The 20,349-nt window shown below is 61.2% G+C and carries 17 protein-coding genes; 12 read left to right on the top strand and 5 right to left on the bottom strand.

Going from position 1 to position 20,349, the window contains the following annotated elements; all coding sequences use genetic code 11:
- The first annotated feature begins 70 nt into the window (after window positions 1-70).
- Window positions 71-2,803 (top strand): hypothetical protein, encoded by a 2,733-nt coding sequence (locus HNQ65_RS12580; protein WP_184339900.1) that lies wholly within the window; start codon window positions 71-73, stop codon window positions 2,801-2,803.
- A gap of 238 nt (window positions 2,804-3,041) precedes the next feature.
- On the top strand, window positions 3,042-4,208 hold the full coding sequence (gene carA, locus HNQ65_RS12585; protein ID WP_184339901.1) for a glutamine-hydrolyzing carbamoyl-phosphate synthase small subunit: 1,167 nt from the start codon (window positions 3,042-3,044) through the stop codon (window positions 4,206-4,208).
- 393 nt (window positions 4,209-4,601) lie between these two features.
- Here carA and HNQ65_RS12590 read toward each other — a convergent pair whose 3' ends face one another.
- Both HNQ65_RS12590 and HNQ65_RS12595 read right to left on the bottom strand, forming a co-directional pair.
- Window positions 4,602-6,488, bottom strand: a complete 1,887-nt coding sequence (locus tag HNQ65_RS12590) for a KAP family P-loop NTPase fold protein (RefSeq protein ID WP_184339902.1) — start codon at window positions 6,486-6,488, stop codon at window positions 4,602-4,604.
- A gap of 1,004 nt (window positions 6,489-7,492) precedes the next feature.
- Window positions 7,493-8,290, bottom strand: a complete 798-nt coding sequence (locus HNQ65_RS12595; protein WP_184340264.1) for a thymidylate synthase — start codon at window positions 8,288-8,290, stop codon at window positions 7,493-7,495.
- A gap of 318 nt (window positions 8,291-8,608) precedes the next feature.
- Here HNQ65_RS12595 and HNQ65_RS12600 point away from each other — a divergent pair, with 318 nt between their 5' ends.
- The 3 genes from HNQ65_RS12600 to lspA all read left to right on the top strand — a co-directional run bounded on the left by HNQ65_RS12600 (window position 8,609) and on the right by lspA (window position 10,965).
- Window positions 8,609-9,013 (top strand): peptide chain release factor family protein, encoded by a 405-nt coding sequence (locus HNQ65_RS12600; RefSeq protein ID WP_184340265.1) that lies wholly within the window; start codon window positions 8,609-8,611, stop codon window positions 9,011-9,013.
- A 268-nt stretch (window positions 9,014-9,281) separates the two neighbouring features.
- Window positions 9,282-10,412: a galactitol-1-phosphate 5-dehydrogenase gene (locus HNQ65_RS12605; RefSeq protein WP_184339903.1), complete on the top strand. Its 1,131-nt coding sequence runs from the start codon at window positions 9,282-9,284 to the stop codon at window positions 10,410-10,412.
- Window positions 10,413-10,428: 16 nt separating this feature from the next.
- Entirely contained in the window at window positions 10,429-10,965 is a 537-nt protein-coding gene (lspA, locus tag HNQ65_RS12610; RefSeq protein WP_184339904.1) for a signal peptidase II, read from the top strand.
- Between the two features lie 267 nt (window positions 10,966-11,232).
- Here lspA and HNQ65_RS12615 read toward each other — a convergent pair whose 3' ends face one another.
- Window positions 11,233-12,291: a hypothetical protein gene (locus HNQ65_RS12615; RefSeq protein ID WP_184339905.1), complete on the bottom strand. Its 1,059-nt coding sequence runs from the start codon at window positions 12,289-12,291 to the stop codon at window positions 11,233-11,235.
- A gap of 361 nt (window positions 12,292-12,652) precedes the next feature.
- Between HNQ65_RS12615 and HNQ65_RS12620 the strand changes: the two genes are divergently transcribed.
- From HNQ65_RS12620 to HNQ65_RS12630, 3 genes are all read left to right on the top strand, one after another.
- Window positions 12,653-13,345, top strand: coding sequence for a hypothetical protein (locus tag HNQ65_RS12620; RefSeq protein ID WP_184339906.1), 693 nt, complete (start codon window positions 12,653-12,655; stop codon window positions 13,343-13,345).
- A gap of 103 nt (window positions 13,346-13,448) precedes the next feature.
- On the top strand, window positions 13,449-13,643 hold the full coding sequence (locus HNQ65_RS12625; protein ID WP_184339907.1) for a hypothetical protein: 195 nt from the start codon (window positions 13,449-13,451) through the stop codon (window positions 13,641-13,643).
- Window positions 13,644-13,748: 105 nt separating this feature from the next.
- Entirely contained in the window at window positions 13,749-14,660 is a 912-nt protein-coding gene (locus HNQ65_RS12630; protein WP_184339908.1) for a bifunctional riboflavin kinase/FAD synthetase, read from the top strand.
- A 52-nt stretch (window positions 14,661-14,712) separates the two neighbouring features.
- Here HNQ65_RS12630 and HNQ65_RS12635 read toward each other — a convergent pair whose 3' ends face one another.
- Window positions 14,713-15,624, bottom strand: a complete 912-nt coding sequence (locus HNQ65_RS12635; protein WP_184339909.1) for a ThuA domain-containing protein — start codon at window positions 15,622-15,624, stop codon at window positions 14,713-14,715.
- Window positions 15,625-15,743: 119 nt separating this feature from the next.
- On the opposite strand from HNQ65_RS12635, the gene HNQ65_RS12640 reads away from it, so the two are divergent.
- From HNQ65_RS12640 to HNQ65_RS12655, 4 genes are all read left to right on the top strand, one after another.
- Entirely contained in the window at window positions 15,744-17,006 is a 1,263-nt protein-coding gene (locus HNQ65_RS12640) for a CNNM domain-containing protein (protein ID WP_184339910.1), read from the top strand.
- A 36-nt stretch (window positions 17,007-17,042) separates the two neighbouring features.
- On the top strand, window positions 17,043-17,978 hold the full coding sequence (locus tag HNQ65_RS12645; RefSeq protein ID WP_184339911.1) for a CNNM domain-containing protein: 936 nt from the start codon (window positions 17,043-17,045) through the stop codon (window positions 17,976-17,978).
- Between the two features lie 107 nt (window positions 17,979-18,085).
- Window positions 18,086-18,682: a non-canonical purine NTP pyrophosphatase gene (locus tag HNQ65_RS12650; protein ID WP_184339912.1), complete on the top strand. Its 597-nt coding sequence runs from the start codon at window positions 18,086-18,088 to the stop codon at window positions 18,680-18,682.
- 4 nt (window positions 18,683-18,686) lie between these two features.
- The gene (locus HNQ65_RS12655; protein ID WP_184339913.1) at window positions 18,687-19,562 is read left to right on the top strand and encodes a phosphodiester glycosidase family protein; all 876 of its coding nucleotides are present in this window, start codon (window positions 18,687-18,689) and stop codon (window positions 19,560-19,562) included.
- Between the two features lie 19 nt (window positions 19,563-19,581).
- Here the strand turns inward: HNQ65_RS12655 and HNQ65_RS12660 are convergent, their stop codons facing one another.
- Window positions 19,582-20,334 carry an alpha/beta hydrolase gene (locus tag HNQ65_RS12660; protein WP_184339914.1) on the bottom strand — a complete coding sequence of 251 codons (753 nt, stop codon included), beginning with the start codon at window positions 20,332-20,334 and terminating at the stop codon, window positions 19,582-19,584.
- Between the last annotated feature and the right edge of the window lie 15 nt (window positions 20,335-20,349).

Below are 20,349 nucleotides of genomic sequence, written 5' to 3' on the forward strand. Positions count from 1 at the left end.
TCTCGGCACCCCCACCCAGTGCAGCATTCCAGGCTCGACATCGCATCGCCGCCCCCCGTAGTCTCGTGAAATGTTCCGTGTGTGCAGTCTCTTCACGCCACTCGCATTCGCCTCCGTCTTTTGCGCCGAGCCCGTGGCAATGACGACGCGCGAGTTCAAACTCGATTTCGACCTCCGCGCCATGAGCCGCAGTCTGGCGGCGAGTCAGCCAGCTGCCGATCCCCTTGCCGATGGATCAGATCCATCTTCTGCGGCTGCAAAGGATCCCTTCATCCCTGCCAGCCAACCCGGGCTGCCGCTCAAACCGCCGCCCCTCCTGACTTCCCAGAATGTTTTATCTCAAATGGGCATCAGCTTTCCGCCAGGTGCCACAGCATTCTATGACAGCTGCACCAGAACTCTGCGTGTGCACAACACGCCCGAGATGCTCCACCTCATCCAGGTGCTGGCGGATTCCGCAGGAGAAAACTTCCCCCGCGACGTCGTATACTCGCTCACGGTCATCGAGGGCCCGGGAGAAATCATCCGACGGATCAATGAAACCGCCGCACACAAAGCAGATTCTGGCGCAGAGCTCGGCTCGCTGCTGGCACAGGCGCAGCAGCCCGGCTCCAAAGCACGTGTGATCAGCGATGACTGGATGCAGATCCAGTCCGGCACACGTGCCACATCCACGTCCGCACAAGAGCGCATCCACACCCTGGGACTGAGCTTTGATGCCAGGAGCCACGCCACATTGAAACGGGAGATGCGTCCGCTCGGAATGCAGCTTGAAATAGAACCCCTCATTCACTCTGGCGACACCGCGCTTAAAACCGCCCTCGATTCCACCCTGAGACTCCAGCTGACTCTGGCACCGCCGCAGCTGAGGCCAGTCAGCATCACCGATCCTGGCACCGGCAATGCCGCCGAATATTCCACGACCAGCTTTTCCCAGGCGGAGTTTACCACGACAATCTCCAGCGCCAATGGCAGCACCAAGTTGATCGGCGTCACTGCTCCATGTGGGCAGGCAGAGGCCCCGCAAGATCTGCTGTGGGCCGTCTTTCTCACCACCACGATTCATGCGCAGGAGCCCGTGCCGGCGGCTCCGCTGCAGTCGCCACCAATCCCCAAAAACACCCCAAAAGGTCTGCAGGCCGCCTCCCTCCGTGTGCCAGATGGAGTCTTCGTGAATGAATGGGGAGAGCCCGCTGAGCCGCTGCAAAAGTGGCTGGAGGCAAAAGGAATCCCCGCCATCCAGGGTGCCAGCGCGGCGCAGCAAGACGGCGTGCTGCATCTCATTAATACTCCAGACAACATCGAACGTATTGTCATGCTCGTAGATGAAGCGCTGGAAGCGGCCCCCAAATCCATCGCCTGCACACTCCACACAGTGCAGGCTCCTGCAGCCTTCTTGCGCCATCTCGCCCACGCCTCTGCAGCAGCCAGCGACCATGCTGGGATGTGGGCCCAGGTGGAGGCCGCTGTGGCACGCGGCGAAGGGAGATTCATCAATTCCGCTTTCATCGAGACTCCATCCGCAGTCCGTGCCAAACACAGCAGCAGCAGCGAACTCCTTTTCGTGCAGGAGTTTGGCCTGGATGCCAAAGGCCGCTCCATTCCCGGCATCGCCTATCGCGATGTCGGCTCCGTTTTTGAGATTGAGCCCGAGCTGCGGGGAGATGGCCGCACACTCGATGTCATCCTTTCCTGCATGCTTCATCCCGCCCCGCCAGCCATGCGCCGCGAGACCTTTCGCGATCCCGCCTCCGGGCTGCGTTTTGACCTCCCCGTGCCGGATTTTCATGCCACGCAAACCACCACCAAACTCGTGATGACTGCGGGCGGCACCCGGCTGCTGAGCCTGCACCCTCCCACCGGACGCGATGCCGAGGGCATGCTGTGGGCCACATTTCTGAAGTGCGATGTGGTCACGCAGGTAAAGCCGCGCAAAAGCAACCCGCGCATTGCAGCGCCCACCAGACCACTCGATCCCAAATCCTGGCACACACAGAGCTACAAAGCCCCGCCTGATTTCCTCTCCTCCGCCAACGTAGAAGGCAAGAAAAAGCCCACCGCACAGTCTGTGCTCGAAGCTGCCGGAATTCGCTTTCCAAGAGGAGCCACAGCCATTTTCGATCCCGCACACGCTCTTTTGATCGTGCACAGCACTCAGGAAAACCTCGACCTCGTGGAAGCCTATGTGACAGGCCTCGATGACAGCCGCAGTCCCAGCACCGTGGCCTACACCGCCCAGATCTTTCAGGGCCCGGGCCCGCTGCTGCGCCAGCTCACCGCCCAGGCCGCAGTCAAATGCGATCAGCGTGCTGAGCTGGATGCCCTGCTGGCTGCGGTGCAGTCCGGCACCGTGCAGGCGCTCGACACAGCGCGCATCGAGACCCGGTTCGGCACCCAGGCCACTACCACCCAGGCGCGTGAGCACACCTCCCTGAGCACTGTGAAAGTGAATGACAAAGGTGTGACGGAGTTTGACCAGGATATCAGGCAGGTCGGTCTCACCCTCTCAATCGAGCCCAAACGACGGGCCGACAATCGTGCGATCGAATCCACCCTCTCGTTAGAATTTCACACCGCCGAGCCCAAAGAGCATCGCGAGCAGATCATCGACTCCCAAGACCATAAACTGGAGCTGCCTCTCACAGATTACCAGGTCGTCCATCTCAGCACAGGACCCACCATGCCAAGCGGCACCGCACACCTCGTCGGCCTCTGGAAGCCCGTGGGAAAGCCCGAATTTGAAGAACAAGACATCCTGCAGATGCTTTTCATCACCTGCGATCATCTGTGGGTGGAGCCTTGAGCGCTAACGCATCCAGCCCGTTTTTGCGCCCTGCACGGCTTTTGCAGCCACTCGCCCGCGCATGCCTCTTCCGGCATTATTTCGTCATTCGGATTCACTCATTCGTCATTTTCCACCCGGCTTCCATGAGAGACGCGCAGGGATCGAGGAAGAGAGTGAGGACGATTCCCTTCCCCCCTGCCGCCCTTTCCCTCTTGCACCCCCCGCCCTTCTGGCTATGACCACGGGAGCAACCTTGATGAAGAAAGCCCTCCTCGCCCTCGAAGACGGCCGGGTGTTTGAAGGCACGGCGTTCGGCGCCGATGCCACCCACACCGGCGAAATCTGCTTTAACACCTCCATGAGCGGTTATCAGGAGGTTCTCACCGATCCCTCCTACCGTGGTCAGATCGTGACCATGACCTACCCCATGATCGGGAACTACGGCGTGAATCCCCTGGATACGGAGAGCGACCAGCCCCACGTGCGCGGCTTTGTCATCGAGGAGCTCTGCGAAGTGCCCAGCAACTGGCGCAGCACCCAGAGCCTGGACGCCTACCTCAAGCAGTGGGGCATCCCCGGCATCCAGGGTGTGGACACCCGCGCCCTCACCAGCCACCTGCGCTCCCGCGGCGCCATGCGCGCCGTCATCACCACCACCGCCACGGCGGAGGAAGCCGTGAAGCAGGCCGCCAGCAGCCCCCCCATGGAAGGCAGCGACTTCGTCAAGGAAGTGACCACCAAGGCCCCCTACCTCTGGGACCCCGAGAGCACTGAGAGCGGCGACTGGGACATCCCCAGCCCCTCCCAGAACCGCGAGCCCGGCGCCGATGGCGTGGTGCGCCACCCCCTTCCCGAGGCCAAGCACCACATCATCGCCTATGACTTCGGCGTAAAGCGCAACATCCTCCGCCGCCTGCGCCAGCAGGGCTTCCGCGTGGACGTGGTGCCCGCCACCACCAGCGCCAAGGACGTGCTGGCCCGCAATCCGGACGGCATCTTCCTCTCCAACGGCCCTGGCGATCCCGCCGCGCTCGACTACATCCACAAGGAAGTGAAGGAACTCATCGGCAAGAAGCCCATCTTTGCCATCTGCCTGGGCCACCAGATCCTCGGCCACGCCTACGGCGGCAAGACCTTCAAGCTCAAGTTCGGCCATCGCGGCGGCAACCAGCCCGTGAAGGACCTGCGCAATGGCAAGGTGTCCATCACCAGCCAGAACCACGGCTTTGCCATCGACCCCTCCTCCCTGCCCAGCAACGTGGAGGTGACACACATCAACCTCAACGACGGCACCGTGGAAGGCATGCGCCACCGCGAGGCCCCCGTGCTCAGCGTCCAATACCACCCCGAAGCCGCCCCCGGCCCGCACGATGCGAAGTACTTCTTCTCGGAGTTCGCACGCATGGTGGAGACAGGAAGGTAAACACGCAGCAGCTCAGCGCAAACCAAGGAGGCTGCCTCCCAGCCTCCGCCGGGTGTCATGCGGTATACAGCCATGCAGATTACATTCGTTGAAGGCAGTCCCCCACAGTGGTCCGCACAACGCGAAGCCAGCCGAAGGCAATCCTCTGTGCGGCTCGCCCCCCCCTGAGCTGTGGGCCATGAACTGCCTGCGCAGAAACCCAACGCTCGTTTCATGACGGAGCGATGGAGAACACGCGTGGAGAATCTGGAAAAAAGGAAGCGCCGTGTGGCATCAGCCGCACAGAGGACTGTGCGGACCACAATCCTTGCGCATGCTCGTGCCCCCTTACCACCGTTTCTATTTTGCGCCCAAAGGCAGGCCTCACCTTGGGTGCTCAGAATTCCCAAATCGCTACTTGGTAGCCGGAGCCTCAGGCGCTTGCGCCACTGAGGCAAGCTGCTGGAAGTACATTTCTAGCGGAGCCTTGCTCAGGTCATAAGCGGAGTTGGATTCAGGATCACCGTTAATACCTGAGTCGAGCATCTTCAAAATGACCGCCTGTCTCGGCTCGGGATGCTCCTTCTTGACACGCTCTTTGATTGTTTCCAGGGAGACGCCAGCCTCCTCGCGCAGACCACTCATGGTCTGCGGGCAGCAAAGATCGAGCGCCACCAGCTTGGCGATGTCATGCACGCTGAGTGTTCCGGGGAAATGACGATGCTTCTCTTGTGGATCGAGTGAGGTTCTGTCCAACAGCTCCATTGCAGTGGCAAGGAAGAGGCGCAGGCGAAAGAGATTCACAAACTGCTTCAGCCTCCTTGGATTGCGCTCCAGGGCTTCGATCACATAGCTGGCGCAAAGGAAGGCAGCCTGCCCGTCTCTCAATTTAACTTCCACCACTGTCACGGCCGTTCGTGTTCTCTTAGCTTCCTCGGCCTTGAGCCGCTCGGCTTCATCCTGGTTTGAGGAGACCATGCGCTTGCCATCAGAGCGCGTTGTGGCAGTTGTATTTGCCGCAGGCTGTGCGCTGCCCGGTGTAGTTTCCGGTGAGAAGGCAGCGGCATTTTCCTCACCTTCCCATCCAGTGATCATTCGTAGGTACTGTTCCTGATCCTGCCCCGCCAGCCCCGGCAGATGCAAGGTGATCTGGATGAACTTTTCCAAGAACTCATGCCCAAAGCCCAGCGCCTGATGCGGTGCCAGCTTGCCATCTTTTTCATTCGGCAGCAGCAGAAAGGGCAGCAGCTTCTCATGCTTGGCCGCCACAGCGGCGGCCACCTTCTCACGGTCCATGCCCAGGACGCAGATCACCCCGGGCGGCTTGGGCGCATTTTTGCGCCGCTCATGGCCGCCACCGCTCAGCATCAGGTGCAGGCTCTGCAGCACCTCGGCTGCCTTCGGTGCCTCACAGCGGTCCAGATCATCAATAAAGACCACCACACGGTTCTGGCTCCAGAGAGGGCGTGGAGACACGCTCAGTTTCTCCGGCGCAGGAGTGCTGTAGGTGTAGAGCACTCGCCGCACCCAGCGGCAGATGCCCAGGACTACCGCCCGCGCGATGGCTCTCCACTGGTCGGGCCAGTTCGGGTCGGTGTGGCTGCGCAGGTCCGCCATGAAGCGCTCCAGCGGTCCGCTGCCAGGCGTGTAGGCACACATCAGACGCTCAAAGTCCTCGTGAAAACGGTGCAGGTCGTCCACGCCATCCTCATGCTGATTGCGGGTGAAGACACTGACCATGTCGATCTTCAGCGGACTGCCGAAGCTGCCCACGAGGTCCTTCACAAAACCCCACAGCAGCAGGGGGATGCCCACGAGCGGCAGCTTGCTGGCCAGGAGCGTGTTGAGCTTCGACTCGGCATCCTTGGCGAAGTCCTCGCCATGACACCAAAGCCATACCAGCACTGCCAGTCCCAGCAGCCACAAGGCCAGCCGAGACAGCAGCAAAATCCTCTCTGCTGTCGAGAGGCGCTGCCAGCTCAGCGACAGCCTGCGTCGCCAGAGCCCCAGCCAGGAAAGCTTCTCTGCCATCTGCCGCTCATAGGCCACGGCAAAGGCCGCCCAGAGCGTCTTCCCGGCCTCGTGCTTCCAGGGATTAAACCACACGGTGGGGATGCGGTCTTTCTCTTCCAAAGCAATGCGCAGATGATGGAGGAACGAGGTTTTCCCAGCGCCCCAAGGTGCCTCCACCGAGACCGTGATAGGAGCCTCCGTCTCACCACTGGCCACAAAGGCCCTCAGCGCCTCCTTGCACTTCTCCGCCGTGTCCGTGAGCTTCGGGGCTGCGCCATCGCTAGCCAAAGAGCTGGAGATAATCGGTTCTTTGTAGATGCGCCTCAGAACGGAAGGCTCTCCAAAATCATGAACTTGAGATGAGTGCAGCTCAAATGACTCGTCCTCAAATGCAGGTTCATGCTCCGTATTTTTTGGATGACCAAGCCACCATTCGTTGAACCACTGCCGCATTTCTTGAATTGGGGGAACACCGTGCGCCAAGGCCGAGTACCAAGAAGATAACATGTCTTTTTCTTTCTGACCGCGCATGGTCTCCGGCGCGAGTAACATCGATTCACCCCCTGTTATGGAAAAGCTCCGCCAAAGAGGGGTATTTATCAAAGATGCCCCCCGTGCATCAGCACAATCCAGATCCTCACGAATCTCTTGGACCAACTGAGCACGTCTAGCTCTGGATGTGGCGGCGGCGGTAGAATAGGCATCGGCCGCGGCTGCAGCGTCTGCGGTGGCAGCGTAAGCATATGCGTAGGCGGCGGCTGCAGCTGCGGCGTCGGCGGCGGTGTAAGCGACGGCAGCGTACGCGGAGGCGGCGTACGCGGCAGCGGCGGCAGCGGCGTAAGCTGCAGCGTATGCTGCGGCGGAGGCAGCAGAAGCAGCGGAAGCAGCGGACGATGAGGCGGAAGAAGCCGAAGCGGAAGCACGTGAAACTTTACCGGCTTGCACGCCTTCAAGAGTAGCCAGAATCAGGGCGCTCAGGATGGAATGGCTGTTTTTAGTCCACCATTCAATGAGCCGATCTTGACTTTTCCAACCAGTAAACATCAGAGGCACGACACGCCAGGCCGCTCGTGCCGCAATGGCGACCTGTGCCTCACGCGGAAGAAGATTGATCTTTGACCGAACTTCCTTGTGAAAGGCATCGCGATCAAATTTTAGCGCACTGTCATCTCGAGCTTCAGAGGCCATGCCCAACATGAGCACAATAAATCGGGCATCCAACTAGCAATTGTGCAATTTTCCTAAGCCTAGAGCCCCCAACACGCAGATGTCTGCCTTAACTTGATCCAAACCTACACCGCAATCTCCGCCTTGATGCTCGGATGCGGATCGTAGCCTTCCAGCGTGAAGTCCTCGTACTGGAAGGCGTCGATTTCCTTCACGTCGGGATTCAGCTTCATCACGGGCAGAGCGCGGCACTCGCGGGTGAGCTGGAGCTTGGCCTGATCGAGGTGGTTCTTGTAGAGATGCAGGTCACCGAAGGTGTGGACGAATTCGCCGGGCTGGAGATCGCAGACTTGGGCCACCATCATCGTGAGGAGGGCATAGCTGGCGATGTTGAACGGCACGCCGAGGAAGAGGTCCGCGCTGCGCTGGTAGAGCTGGCAGCTCAGGCGGCCGCGATCGACAAAGAACTGAAACAGGCAGTGGCAGGGTGGCAGCGCCATCTTCTCGATGTGCGGCACGTTCCACGCGCTGACGATGTGGCGGCGGCTGTAGGGATTGGTTTTGATGCCGTGGATCAGCCGGGCGATCTGGTCGTGCGTCTCCGCCTCCGGTGCGCCCTGCCAGCGTCGCCACTGCGCGCCGTACACGGGGCCGAGGTCGCCGTTTTCGTCGGCCCATTCGTCCCAGATGGTCACCTTGTTGTCCTGCAGGTATTTGACGTTGGTGTCGCCTTTGAGAAACCACAGCAGCTCATGGATGATGGAGCGCAGGTGCAGCTTCTTGGTGGTGACGAGCGGGAAGGTGCTGCTGAGATCGTAGCGGCTCTGCTCGCCAAAGACGGAGTATGCGCCCGTGCCGGTGCGGTCCTCACGGTAGCTTCCGTGTTCGAGCACTTTGCGCAGCAGGCGGTGGTATTCTTCCATCGGCAAGCCATAGCGGGCTGCGCGGGGGATGCAAACGGGTTGCGCGGACGGCATTCGGGATGGGAGCGTCAAGGAATGACGAATGAGTAAATCCTAATGTCTAAAAAATGAGGAAGCTCGAATGATGAATTCAGCTGCCCGGAGGGCGTGCGTTTGCCGGGAGGGGTAGCGGATATGGGCCGCTGCTTCGATCTTCGTCATTCGCCATTATTTCGTCATTCGGATTTACTCATTCGTCATTTTTGACCGCCGTTCCCTTAACCGCGCCCCATGCACGCACCAGTTGCAGCCCCCATCACCCGGTCCGATACTCATTCCATGGCCGACCTGCCTGATGATCCCGCGCTACGCGCACGCATGCAGAGACTCCGCATCCGCGAGGAGGATCTGGAGGAGGACTTTATCCGTGGCAGCGGGGCAGGCGGGCAAAAGATCAACAAGACCAGCTCCACCGTGGTGCTGCGCCACGTGCCCAGCGGCCTGGAGGTGCGCTGCCAGCGCGAGCGCTCGCAGTCGCAGAACCGCCTGATCGCCCGCCAGGAACTGTGCGACCGCCTGGAAGCCGCCTTCAAGACCGCACAGATGGAGATCCAAAACGACCGCGAGAAAGTCCGCCGCCAGACCCGCGCCCGCCCCCGGGGGCTCAAACGCCGCTTTGTGGCCGGAAAGAGGCACCGCGCGGGGATCAAGGAAGGTCGTGGCAAGGTGAGCGGGGAGGAGTGAGGGAAAATGACGAATGAGAAAGTCCGAATGACGAAATAAACCCAAATCTCCAATAACGAATGGGGCTTTTGGACGCTGCGTCTTTCTTTATCAGCGAGCGGAGGCCATCCCCGGCATTTTTTAGTTTTCATTTTTCAGTTTTCAGTGCTTGCCCCCAAAGCCCCTGCGCACACGCAATGATCGAGGACGAGCAGGAGAACGAGAACGAGGACGAACTCACACTTCCCCCCTTGCCTCCCGCCCCAGCCGAGGCATGATCCGCGCTCCCATGAAAGCGCTCGTCCTTACCGCCCCCTCTGAGTTCAACTTCGACACCCAGTTCCCCGACCCCACGCCCGCCGCTGGCGAGGTGCTGGTGAAGGTGGCGGCCTGCGGCATCTGCGGCAGCGACATCCACGGCATGGACGGCCGCAGCGGCCGCCGCCAGATGCCCATCGTCATGGGCCATGAGGCTGCAGGCGAAATCATCGGCCTGGGCGAAGGCGTGCAGGGCTGGAGCCTCGGCGACCGCGTGACCTTTGACTCCACCGAGTACTGCGGCGAGTGCGACGAGTGCCAGTCCGGCTTTGTGAATCTCTGCCCCAACCGCAAGGTGCTCGGCGTCTCCCCCGGCGAGTATCGCCGCCACGGCTGCTTTGCGGAAAAGATCGCGCTGCCCACCCGCATCCTCTACCGCATCCCGGACGAGCTTTCCTATGAGAAGGCCGCCTTTGCCGAGCCCGTGTCCATCGCCCTGCATGCGGTGAATCTGGCCGATGGCATCGAAGTGGGAGAGGCCTTCACCCAGGCTGCGGAAGAAGAAGACTGCGGCTCCAAGGAGTGCGGCCATGACTGCCACTGCGAAGGCGAGGAAGCCAAAGGCGGCACCGCCGTGGTCGTCGGCGCGGGCCTCATCGGCCTGCTCGTGGTGCAGGCGCTCAAGGCGCGCGGCTGGGAAAAGGTGATCGCCGTGGATCTGGATGACGGCCGTCTGGAGCTGGCCCGCAAGCTGGGCGCAGACGAGGTCTTCAATGCCAAACAGGAAGGCCTAGCCATGCACATCCGCAAGATCTGCGACGGCGACGGTGCCGACGCTAGCTTTGAAGTCGTGGGCGCAGGCGCGCCGCTGGACCTCGCCATCCGCAGCGTGCGCAAGGGCGGGCAGGTCGTGCTGATTGGCAATCTGCAGCCCAACACCCCCTTCCCCCTCCAGGAGGTCGTGACCCGCCAGCTCACCATCAAGGGCTCCTGCTCCTGCGCCGGTGAGTACCCCGAGGCGATCCGCCGCATTCAGGACGGCAGCATTCAGGTGGAGCCCCTGCTCAGCGCCGTGGCCCCGCTGGAGGAAGGTGCCGGCTGGTTCAAGCGCCTTTACGACAACAAGGAAGGCCTGCTCAAGGTCGTGCTGCAGCCCGCGTGATTTTCCACCTAGTGCCATGATCCGCCTCTTCCTGCTCCTTTCCCTGCCTTTGTACATCCTCGACCAGCTCAGCAAGAGCTGGATCGTGCAGCACTTCAGGCTGTATGAAACGGAGCAGGAGGTCATCCCCGGTGTGTTCTGGCTGCACCATGCCGCCAATACCGGCGTGGCCTTTGGCATGTTTAACGGCACGCAGTATGCCAACTACGTCTTCACAGCCGTGTCGCTGGGGGCGCTGGCCTTCATCCGCTACATGCATGTGAAGGGCTACTTCCCCGGCGCTCTAAGTCGCACGGCCGTGGCGCTGCTGGTCTCCGGCGTCTTTGGAAACCTGACCGACCGCCTCTTCCGCAGCCACGACGGCGGCCACCTACTGGATGGCAAGCTTTTCGACGGCTACGTGGTGGACTTCCTGAAATTCGACTTCGGCTTCCCGCCCTTCCACCCCTGGCCCTCTTTCAACGTGGCCGACTCCTGCGTCGTCAGCGCCGCCATCCTGCTGGCCCTGGCTTCGTTCTTTGAGACACCGCCGACGGCGGAGAAGAAGGCGTAAGCAGCGCGCAATGCGTCAGAGCGTATTTGGAGTGCGACTGCGCAACGAGGAACGGCCGGTCCTTCGTAGCTCAGAGAGCGGAGGAGGAAGTGGAGCTGCCGCCTTCGAGCGTCTCGTGATGCGCCTGTGGCTATGAGCCCCGCGCATGACGTGAGTCGTGTGCCTCCCGCAGGTCTTCACATTCCACGCAAACCTACCGGCCCTCAAAAGCGGTAGCTGCGTTCGTGCCTCACTCCGCGACCGCACTCCATATTTAAAGCCCCGCCCTCACTCCGTGGGAACCGGGCCCCAGCGGTAGATGCCGTCGTGCCAGGAGAAGACGCCGGGAAGGGCGGCCTTGCGGCGGACCTCCACCCAGAGGAAGCCGCCTTTGCGCTTCAGGGTCACATTCACCTCCTTGGCATTTTCTGGCACATCAGGCTCGATGAAAACGGCCTGCGCCGTGGTTTCGTCTCCTTGCTTTTTCAGCGCCTCAGGCAGGATCTGCCCCTGGAGGTCGCTGCCTTGGTTTTCATTCACGCGGGTACAGTTCAGGTTCACGCGAAGTTTGCCTTCCTTCGTGGCACGGATGCTCACATGACCGCCAAAGCCGTCGTCATACTCGCCATCCCATGAGGTGCTCTTGAGCGGCGGCAACTGCTGCAGGAAGCCAAACCCCAGCGCCGTGGCCTGCGCGATCTTGAGCCAGTACTCCGCATCCTTTTCCGGAGAGGCGGCGTCCTTGGCCGCAGCCGGTGCCAGCGCAGGCTGCCCGGGCTTGGGCTTGGGTGCCTCCGGTGGCTGGTAGGCGATCTTCATCCACCGGCTCAGCAGTCCGGGCCAGCGCGCCTTCCAGTCGGCAGGCACCGCCTTGTCCACCGCAGGCCAGCTGCGAGCGGCCTCTTTCAGCGTTTCGGTCAGGCGCACCTCAGCCGCCTGCGCCTCCTTGCGCGCCAGCTGCAGGCGCTTCTCATCGCTGATGCGGCGGTAAAGGCCCAGCAATCCTGCATCCTGCGGCATCTTCTGCCCGGGCCTGTAAAGGATCTCCATCTTCGACTCACCGCCCTTGGCGATGAAATACGTGCCCCGCTCCTGCCCCTCATCCACCGAGGCGGCAAAGGTCACCACATTGTCCTTGCGGGTCCCCTGCCCCAGCCAGGTGCCCGTGCTTCCTGGCTCCGAGGCCCAGCGCACCTGCACCTCCACACCCGTGGCCGAGTTGTTTCTCAGCGTCAGGTAGCGCATGCCCTCCTCATCATAATAGCGCGCCACCTGCGGCACCTCCGCAGCACGTGCGTGCTCAGGAGTGCCCGCCGAGGCCGCAGCCAGCACCAATTCCAAGACCATGAGTGAGCGATGTCGCAGGTTCATTCGGCCCGCATTCTCAAAGAAGAACTCTCATGCGCAAGAATTAGAAGAAAGTCATTTTTTCCACCCTCTCTAGAATGATCGGAATTTCGGAAAATATCGATTACATGCCGGTTTTTTAGACGTTTTTCGCCATTTTTATCATTTAGAAGCCCGAAATATCAGCCCTGAAGGCGAAATTATCAATATTGATAACCGTTGATAATGAATGGTTTATGAAGCTTTTTCTCAATGAGAATTATCAATTTTACAATTTTATGATCAAAATTTGATATGGCTGTTGCAACGATTCTAATTTCTGTTATAAATACCAGAAGAAACGAGAATCACTCACGCAGCCATGAAAACGATCATCCGCCTCGCACTTGCCGTCAGCCTCCTTGCTGTTGCCACCGCCGCGAAAGCTCAGAATGGTTATTATGCCGCCGGCTACTATGCCGCCCCCCAAGCACAGGCTGCTTACGAACAGCAGGCCGCCAATGCGCAGGCCTGGGCTGCCTACAACGCTCAGCAGCAGGCCTACGCTGAAGGTTGGGCCCGCTACTACGCCGACCAGGCCGCAGCCAAGGCCAACGCCGAGCGCGCCGCTGCAGCTCAGCAGGCTGCCAACAGCGTCGGCAATTCTCAGATCCGCTTTGACGGCCGCTTTGCCACCGTGGGCCAAACCGCCCCCCAGGCCCTTCAGTATGCCGTTTATGCCGCCAACACCCTCCAGAACAAGCCCTACGTCCTGGGCGGCGGCCATCGCAACATTGAGGACAGCGCTTATGACTGCAGCAGCAGCACTTCTTATGTGCTGATCAAGGCAGGATTGCTGAACCGCTGCCTGTCCAGCAAGGAGTTCGCCAGCTATGGCCAGCCTGGCGAAGGCCGCTTCATCACCATCTGGGTGAAGCCTGGTGAGCACGTTTTCATGACCATCTGCGGTCTTCGCATGGACACTTCCGGCCAGTATACCGGCGAAGGTCCCCGCTGGCGCACCAAGGGCCGCAACTATGCTGGCTTCTTCCCCCGCCATCCTTTTGGCATGTAATTCTCATTTTTGTGACTCGATTCTCACACCCATAAACAAAGCTTCATTCAAAACTGAATCTCACCGCCTAAATCACCCCGAAATTCTCAAACTTACGAATCATATGAATACCAACAACACCTCCACCACCGCCGCCGCCACCCAGGAAATCGCTCTCGGCTGGACCAAAATGCCCACCTACGGCGAAGTGATGCCCCACATGATCGGCACCGCCCACACCGACGTGAAGAGCAGCATGAACGTGGGCACCAAGAGCGTGCTGCAGAGCTTCTGGAGCACCCTGAGCAACCTGAAGTAATCCGCCCCTCTACACAGGGCTGCCGCACACAGCGTCGTGCGCTCCGCCCTCTTCGCCTTGCGCTCTGCATGGCCGCTGGTATGGCTGATTCTCCCCACCACGTGCATGCAGGTTCTCCGCTCCATTGATTCTCTTTCTTCACTTCCGGGCCCGCTCGCCCTCGCCGTAGGAGTTTTTGACGGCATCCACCTCGGGCACCAGGAGGTCATCCGCGCGGCCCAGGAGCACGCCACGCAGCACCACGGCACCGCCGTCGTGGTCACCTTTGATCCCCACCCCGCGCAGGTGCTGCGCCCCGGCGCCGCCCCCCGCCTGCTCTGCGGCCCGCGCCACCAGCAGCTCATCCTGGAGCAAAACGGCATCTCATGCCTGCTGGCCTGCCCCTTCACGGCTGAGACAGCCAAAACCCCGGCGCGCGATTTCATCCAGCAGCTGGTGCGCGCCGCACGCCCGCTGGGCTGCATCTCCGTGGGCTACACCTGGAGCTTTGGCCGGGGGCGGGAGGGAAATATTCACCTCCTCATGGAGCTGGGGCAGGAACACGACTTTGCCGTGTATGGCGTGCCGCCATTGAAAATCGACGGTCAGGTGGTCAGCAGCACACTGATCCGCGAGGCGGTCTCAAACGGCGACTTTGCCCGCGCCGCCACAATGCTGGGCCGGGGCTACTCCGTCTTTGGCCCCGTGGGCGAAGGACAGAAGCTCGGCCGCCAGCTCGGCTTTCCAACGGCCAATGTGGCGGTGGAAAATGAACTGCTTCCTCCTCTGGGCGTGTACGCCGTGGAGGCTCGCATTGGCTCCGAATGGCTGCCCGCCGTGGCCAATCTCGGCCGCCGCCCCACGGTGGCAGCAGATGCCGATCCCTCGCTGGAAGTACACCTCCTGAACTGGAGCGGCGACATCTATGGGAAGGACATGGAAGTCCGCTTCACCCGCCACCTGCGAAGCGAGATGAAATTTGCCAGCTTGGAAGAGCTGAAGGCGCAGATCGCACGGGATATTGAGGCGGCAAAGTAGTCCAGTTGCGCGCCGCAACTGGACTCTTCTCGCCGGTTTTGGCGTAACCGGTCTACTTTGCCTTCGGCTTCGGGGGCTCCTGCTTCGGATACCCTTCCAGCTTCACCGTACTGACAGCCGTCTCCGTGGGGAAATCTGCCGGCACGGCTGCCGTGCGTTCCACCTTGCCTGTGGCCACCCACTCGGTGCCGCGCTGCACGATCGTGTAAAAGCCACGATCCAGCATGGAGTAGTCCGCATGGCCGAGCGTGGTATGAAAGACACGGCCTTTATGATAAGCCAGCACCATGTTGTTGGGCTCATTGACGGAGGTGAGATCAGACACCGCCGTGCTCAGTACATCCACATTTTCAGCAGGACCGCGCAGCTTGCTGTAAAGCTCGTCCTTGGCGTGCAGCCAGCGCTTGGGCAGACCACGCATGATGGGGTGCTCCGCATTCTGCACCTCCACGATGAACTCATGCTGCGGACCGTGCGCGCCGCCATTCCCTGCGGAGGTGTCGCGGAAGAGCTTGCCGTCTTTCACATAAAGCCAGGGGCCGGACTTTTCATTACGTCCGCCCCAGCCACCCACGCCGATCATGTCATTGTACTCCTTCCACTCGGGGAAGGAATTGTTCGCTGCATGGATGGAAACAAAACCGCCGCCATCGGCCACATACTTGGTGAAGGCATCTCGCACATTCTGCGGCCAGGGCTCGCCGTTGTAGTTGCTTACCACGGCCTGGTAGTCGGTGAAGACCGGCTTGAACGCATGCCAGGCCTCAGGCGGAGAGCCTTTGGGCGGAGTGGTGCTCACCTCCACGGCAAAGGCTCCGCTGCTCTCCAGCGCATTCCGCAGCACGGGCGTGGTGATCTCCCATTTGTGATTGTTCTGTCCGTCAATGATGAGAACCTTCAGCTTGTCTGCGGCGTGCAGGCTGAGGGCGGAGATGCAAAGCAGGGTGGCAAGGAATATGCGCATAAAGCCCCGTGCTATCAGGATGCCAGGCTCTTGGCAAGAACGAAGACGCGATGCTGTTCCGTAATTAACCTTGACCCCGAGCGCCCCCTCCTCCCACACTGAAACCCTTCCGTTTTTCGATGTCCCTGCTGGTCGCTTTTTCCATCTACCTCGCTCTGCTGCTGCTTCTTGCCACCATCTCCGCCACGGAGACAGCCATCCATAGTGCGCGGGACATCGAGGCGCAGCTGCTGGCTGCCGGTGAAGGTGCGGTGGCGCAAAAGCTGCGCGCCATCACGGCCAATCCCTTTGCGCAGCTGCATCGCACATTGCTGCTCTCAGCGGGGCTGAACCTCGCCCTGGCCGCGCTGGGCCTTTGGATCGTGACGGGTCCGCTGCGTGCTCTGGGATGGAATGCGTGGCTGACATCATCCGTGTTATTTTTGGCAACGGTTCTGCTAGGAGATATGGCTCCTAAATTTTTTGCCGCCCGCAATCCCTCCGTGGTTCTGCTCGGCAGCCTGCGTCTGCTGCACCCGCTGCGCAATGTGCTGGATCCTCTGGCCGCTCTGGTGGACCGCACCACCGATGTGCTGCTGCAGAAATTTGTGACGCGCCATGTGAAGATGCGCATGCCCGTGACGCGGGATGAATTTGAGACCCTGGTGGAAATGCGCCAGGAGCAGGGCCTGCTGGACAGCGACGAGAGCTCCATGATCCACGAGGCGCTGGACATCGAGGCGCTGACCGTGCGCGACTGCATGGTGCCGCGCGTGGATCTGGCGCTGATCAGCAGCGAGGACGCTGCGGATAAAATCACCGCCACGCTGGAAAAGGCGGCCAGCAGGTTTGTCATCGTCTATGGCGAGACCCCCGACTCTGTGGAAGGCGTGATCGACACCAGCGAATGGAAGCTGGCCAACCGCCCGGACTGGCGCACACTCATGCGCACACCTGCCTTTGTGCCGGAGACCATGCCCGTGCTGGAGGCGCTGGAGCATCATCTGCAGGGCGATGTGCAACCGGTGCTCATCGCGGATGAATACGGCGGGCTGGAGGGCATGATCACCCGCCGCGAGATCGCCGACTGGCTGCTGTATGAGGCCGCGCCCTGGCATGGGGAGGCCTCTGAGATCCGCGACCTGGGCCACGGCCGCTTTCTGCTGGATGGCGGCACGCGGCTGGACCACATCCACGAAGAGCTGGGCGTGGAACTGCACGAAGACGGCATCGACACCATCGGTGGGCTGGTCTTCAATCAGCTCGGCCATGTGCCCAAGCCCGGAGAGCGCATCGGCCTGGAGGAGGCGGACATCAAGGTGCGCCGCATCGTGCGGGCCCGCATCCAGGAGGTGGAGCTGCGCCTGAAACCCAAACCCGCCCCCAGCCCGGAAGCTGAATAATACCACCCGCTGCCAGCCGATACCACGACCTGCTGCATGACGCCTTTTCTTCTCATCCTCTGCCTCGCGCTTTCCTTCACGCTCTCCGGACTGGAAAGCGCAGTCATGGCCGTGAGCCGTGTGCGCGTGCGGCACGCCGCCAGCGCCGGAGACCGCCGCGCACGCGGGCTGCTGCCGCTGCTGGAGGACCGCGATGCGCTGATCGGCTGCATCACGGTGGCAAATCACCTGACCAACCTCGTCGCGTTCCTGCTCATCGCCCTGCCCGTCATTCATCATGCCACCCTGTGGGGCTATGTGCTGGCTTTTGTCTTTGTGCTGCCGGTGTTTCTCATCGGGCTGGAGGTGATGCCCAAGAAGCTCTTCCGCAGCTATCCTTTCCGCTCCCTGCGCAGTGTCTCGCCGCTGGTGCATCTGGTGGGGCTGGCGCGCCCGCTCTTCCGTGCGGTAGCCGGAAAGCCCTCCAGCAAAGCTGATGACGAAAGCAATGAAGCGCGCCAGACACGCGGCCGGGAGGACCTCAAAGCGCTGGCCCAGGAGCTGGCCTCCAAGCAGCAGCTCTCCCCCAACGCCACGCACCTCATCGAGCGTGTGCTGGACTACAAAAAACTGCGCACGGCAGATGTGATGCAGCCGCTGGCACGCAGTGTGGCGCTGGCGGCGGAGATCCCGCTGAGCACGGCGCTGATCGCCGCACGCGAGCAGAACTGCGCCCTGCTGCCCGTGCTGGGAGACAACGGCAGCTTCATTGGCATGCTGGACACCACCGACCTGCCAGCCACGCTCCCGCCCGACCGCCTCGTGCGCCAGCACATGCGCACTCTGGACACCGTGCCCGCCAGCCTGTCTGCCCTGCACGCCCTGCAGCGCCTGCGCAAATCCGGCCGCCGCCTTGCCATCGTGCTCGATGAGCGCCAGCTTCCTCTCGGCCTGATCACTGAAGAGCGGCTGCTGGAGCCGCTGATGCACTGAGCAGGAGTTTACGGTAGTTGACGATTGTTTACGGTTGTTGACAGTGGATTGAGACAACCGTCAACCACTGTAAACAACGGTCAACAACCGTAAACTTTCCCCTCCCAATGCCATCCATCGTCTTCGCCACCTCCAACGCCCACAAGACTGAAGAAGTCGCCGCCATCCTCGGAGATGCCTGGCAGGTGGCGGATCTCCGTGCTCACCCCGGCGTAACGCTGGATGAGGAGACTGGTGACACCTTTGAAGCCAATGCCATCATCAAGGCCGTGAGCGGCAGCCGTGGTGCGCCGGGCCTGCTGGTGCTGGCGGACGACTCCGGCCTGGAGGTGGACATTTTGGGCGGCGCGCCCGGTGTGCGCAGCGCACGCTATGCGGGAGAAACCGCCACCTCCGCCGACAACCGCGCCAAGCTGAAAACCGAGCTCTCCAAGCTGCCGCAGGACGTCCCCTTCACCGGCCGCTTTCACTGCTGCATGGTGCTGGCACGAGATGGCAAGGTGTTGCACATCACGCACGGCAGTGTCGAGGGCCGCCTGCTCACGCAAGAGGTGGGAGAGGGCGGCTTTGGCTACGATGCCCTTTTCATCCCCGACGGCTATGCTGACACCTTTGGTGTTCTTTCCGCCGAGACCAAGAACCAGCTCAGCCACCGCGCGCGTGCGCTGGCGGCCATGAAGGAGCAGCTCGCCACCCTCGCCTGAGCCCATGAAACGCGCACTGGCATTCATTCTGACTCTGGTGCTGGCCTCCTGCGCCACGACGCCACCGCCACGCCCGCTGACACCCACGACGGAATCGGAGTCGGGCCTTTCAGTACCAGGCACGGAAGAAGCTCAGCCAGCCCAGCCTGCGGCTCCGCCCTCCAAGGCCGCCGAATGGACTGCCATTTCCGACTTCAAAGGCCAGCCGCTGTTTGGCAATGCCTCGCTGATCGAATACAAGATCGGTCACAAAGGGCACACCTATCAGATCCGGGTCGTGGTCTTCGACAGCCGGCAGTTTGAGCTCAAGGTGATCGACCAGCCGAACGACTGGGCGGGCGGCAGTCATATCAAAGACAGCCTGCAGGCCGCCGGAGCCATCGCCGGGGTGAATGGCGGATTCTTCTCCCGCGACTTCAAGCCCATGGGCCTCATGATCGCAGACGGACGCAAGACAGGTGAATGGCAGACGGGATCGCTCCTCACCGGCGCGGTCGCCGTCACCACCCATCCGCAGATCCAGTGGAATCACGAAGTCAGCCCCTCCGAAGCCAGCCAGTTCCTGCAGGCGGGCCCGCGCCTCGTCGATGACGGCCAGGTCGTTCCAGGCCTGGACTACCGCAAGCAGAGTGCGCGCACGTTCATCGCCAACGATGGCAGCACGCAGTGGCTCATCGGCACGGCGGAAGAGATCACCCTCAGTGACCTGGGCGATCTGCTCTCCACGCCCGGCCTGATGCCCGCCTTCACCGTGCACCGCGCCCTCAATCTCGACGGCGGCCACTCCTCCGCGATCTACTACCGCACCGTGGACGGCCACGAACGCTCCTACCCCGGCTGGAGCACCGTGCGGAATTATCTGGGAATCGTGCCGAGGTGAGGCAGGCGGTGGCAGACGGTCAGTTCTTTTCCATCGGCTTGAGGATAGCTCCCATCCAAGAAGTAAACTGGGTCATGAAATCCGGCGGCCGCGTGTGCTTGGAGACACCTTCGTAGAGCTTCAGGGTGACGTGGGCACCGAGCACCCGCTCTAGATGCTGTGCATAAGCCTTTGTGAGGCCGACATTGCCCGGATGCTCTTCGGCACCGCAAAAGCAAAAATAAACCTGCGTGGCATGCAGTGGCAGCCTTCGCTCAGCAGCCTTTGGTGCACCCATGCCTCCAGGTGACATCAAAATGGCACCCCGATAGGACTCGGGATAGAGAGTGGCAAGATCAGCCGCCACCATGGCCCCCTGAGAAAAGCCAAACAATCCGACCCGCTTCAAATCCAGCTTCAAATCCGATGTCAGAGTTTTTAGCCTGTCCTGAATGTAAGCATGGTCAGCCACCGGCTCCTCGGACCACTGCTGAGTGTCATCTCCAAGGTCTGTCGTAGCGGGAAAACCGAGGATCACAGCGCCCAGCGCATCGGCCAGTTTCTGCATGGATTCCGCAGTCTCTCCTGGCATTGGACCCAAAGGCGAATACCCGCGATAACCATGAAGCCAAACTGCCACAGGCAGGTCGCCGGAGACATCCTTGGGAATAAAGATGAAGTGCTTAGGCTTGCCTGCCTGAGAGACTGCAACCAGCAGAAAGAGCAGGGCTGTAGTGAGGAGATGTTTCATGAAAAAGTCTGATAACTTTAGCTGGCAGCCTAATGAGGGCAACCCAAGGCACTGTCA

Origin of the sequence: Prosthecobacter vanneervenii, assembly GCF_014203095.1 — a bacterium.
Lineage (GTDB): Bacteria > Verrucomicrobiota > Verrucomicrobiia > Verrucomicrobiales > Verrucomicrobiaceae > Prosthecobacter > Prosthecobacter vanneervenii.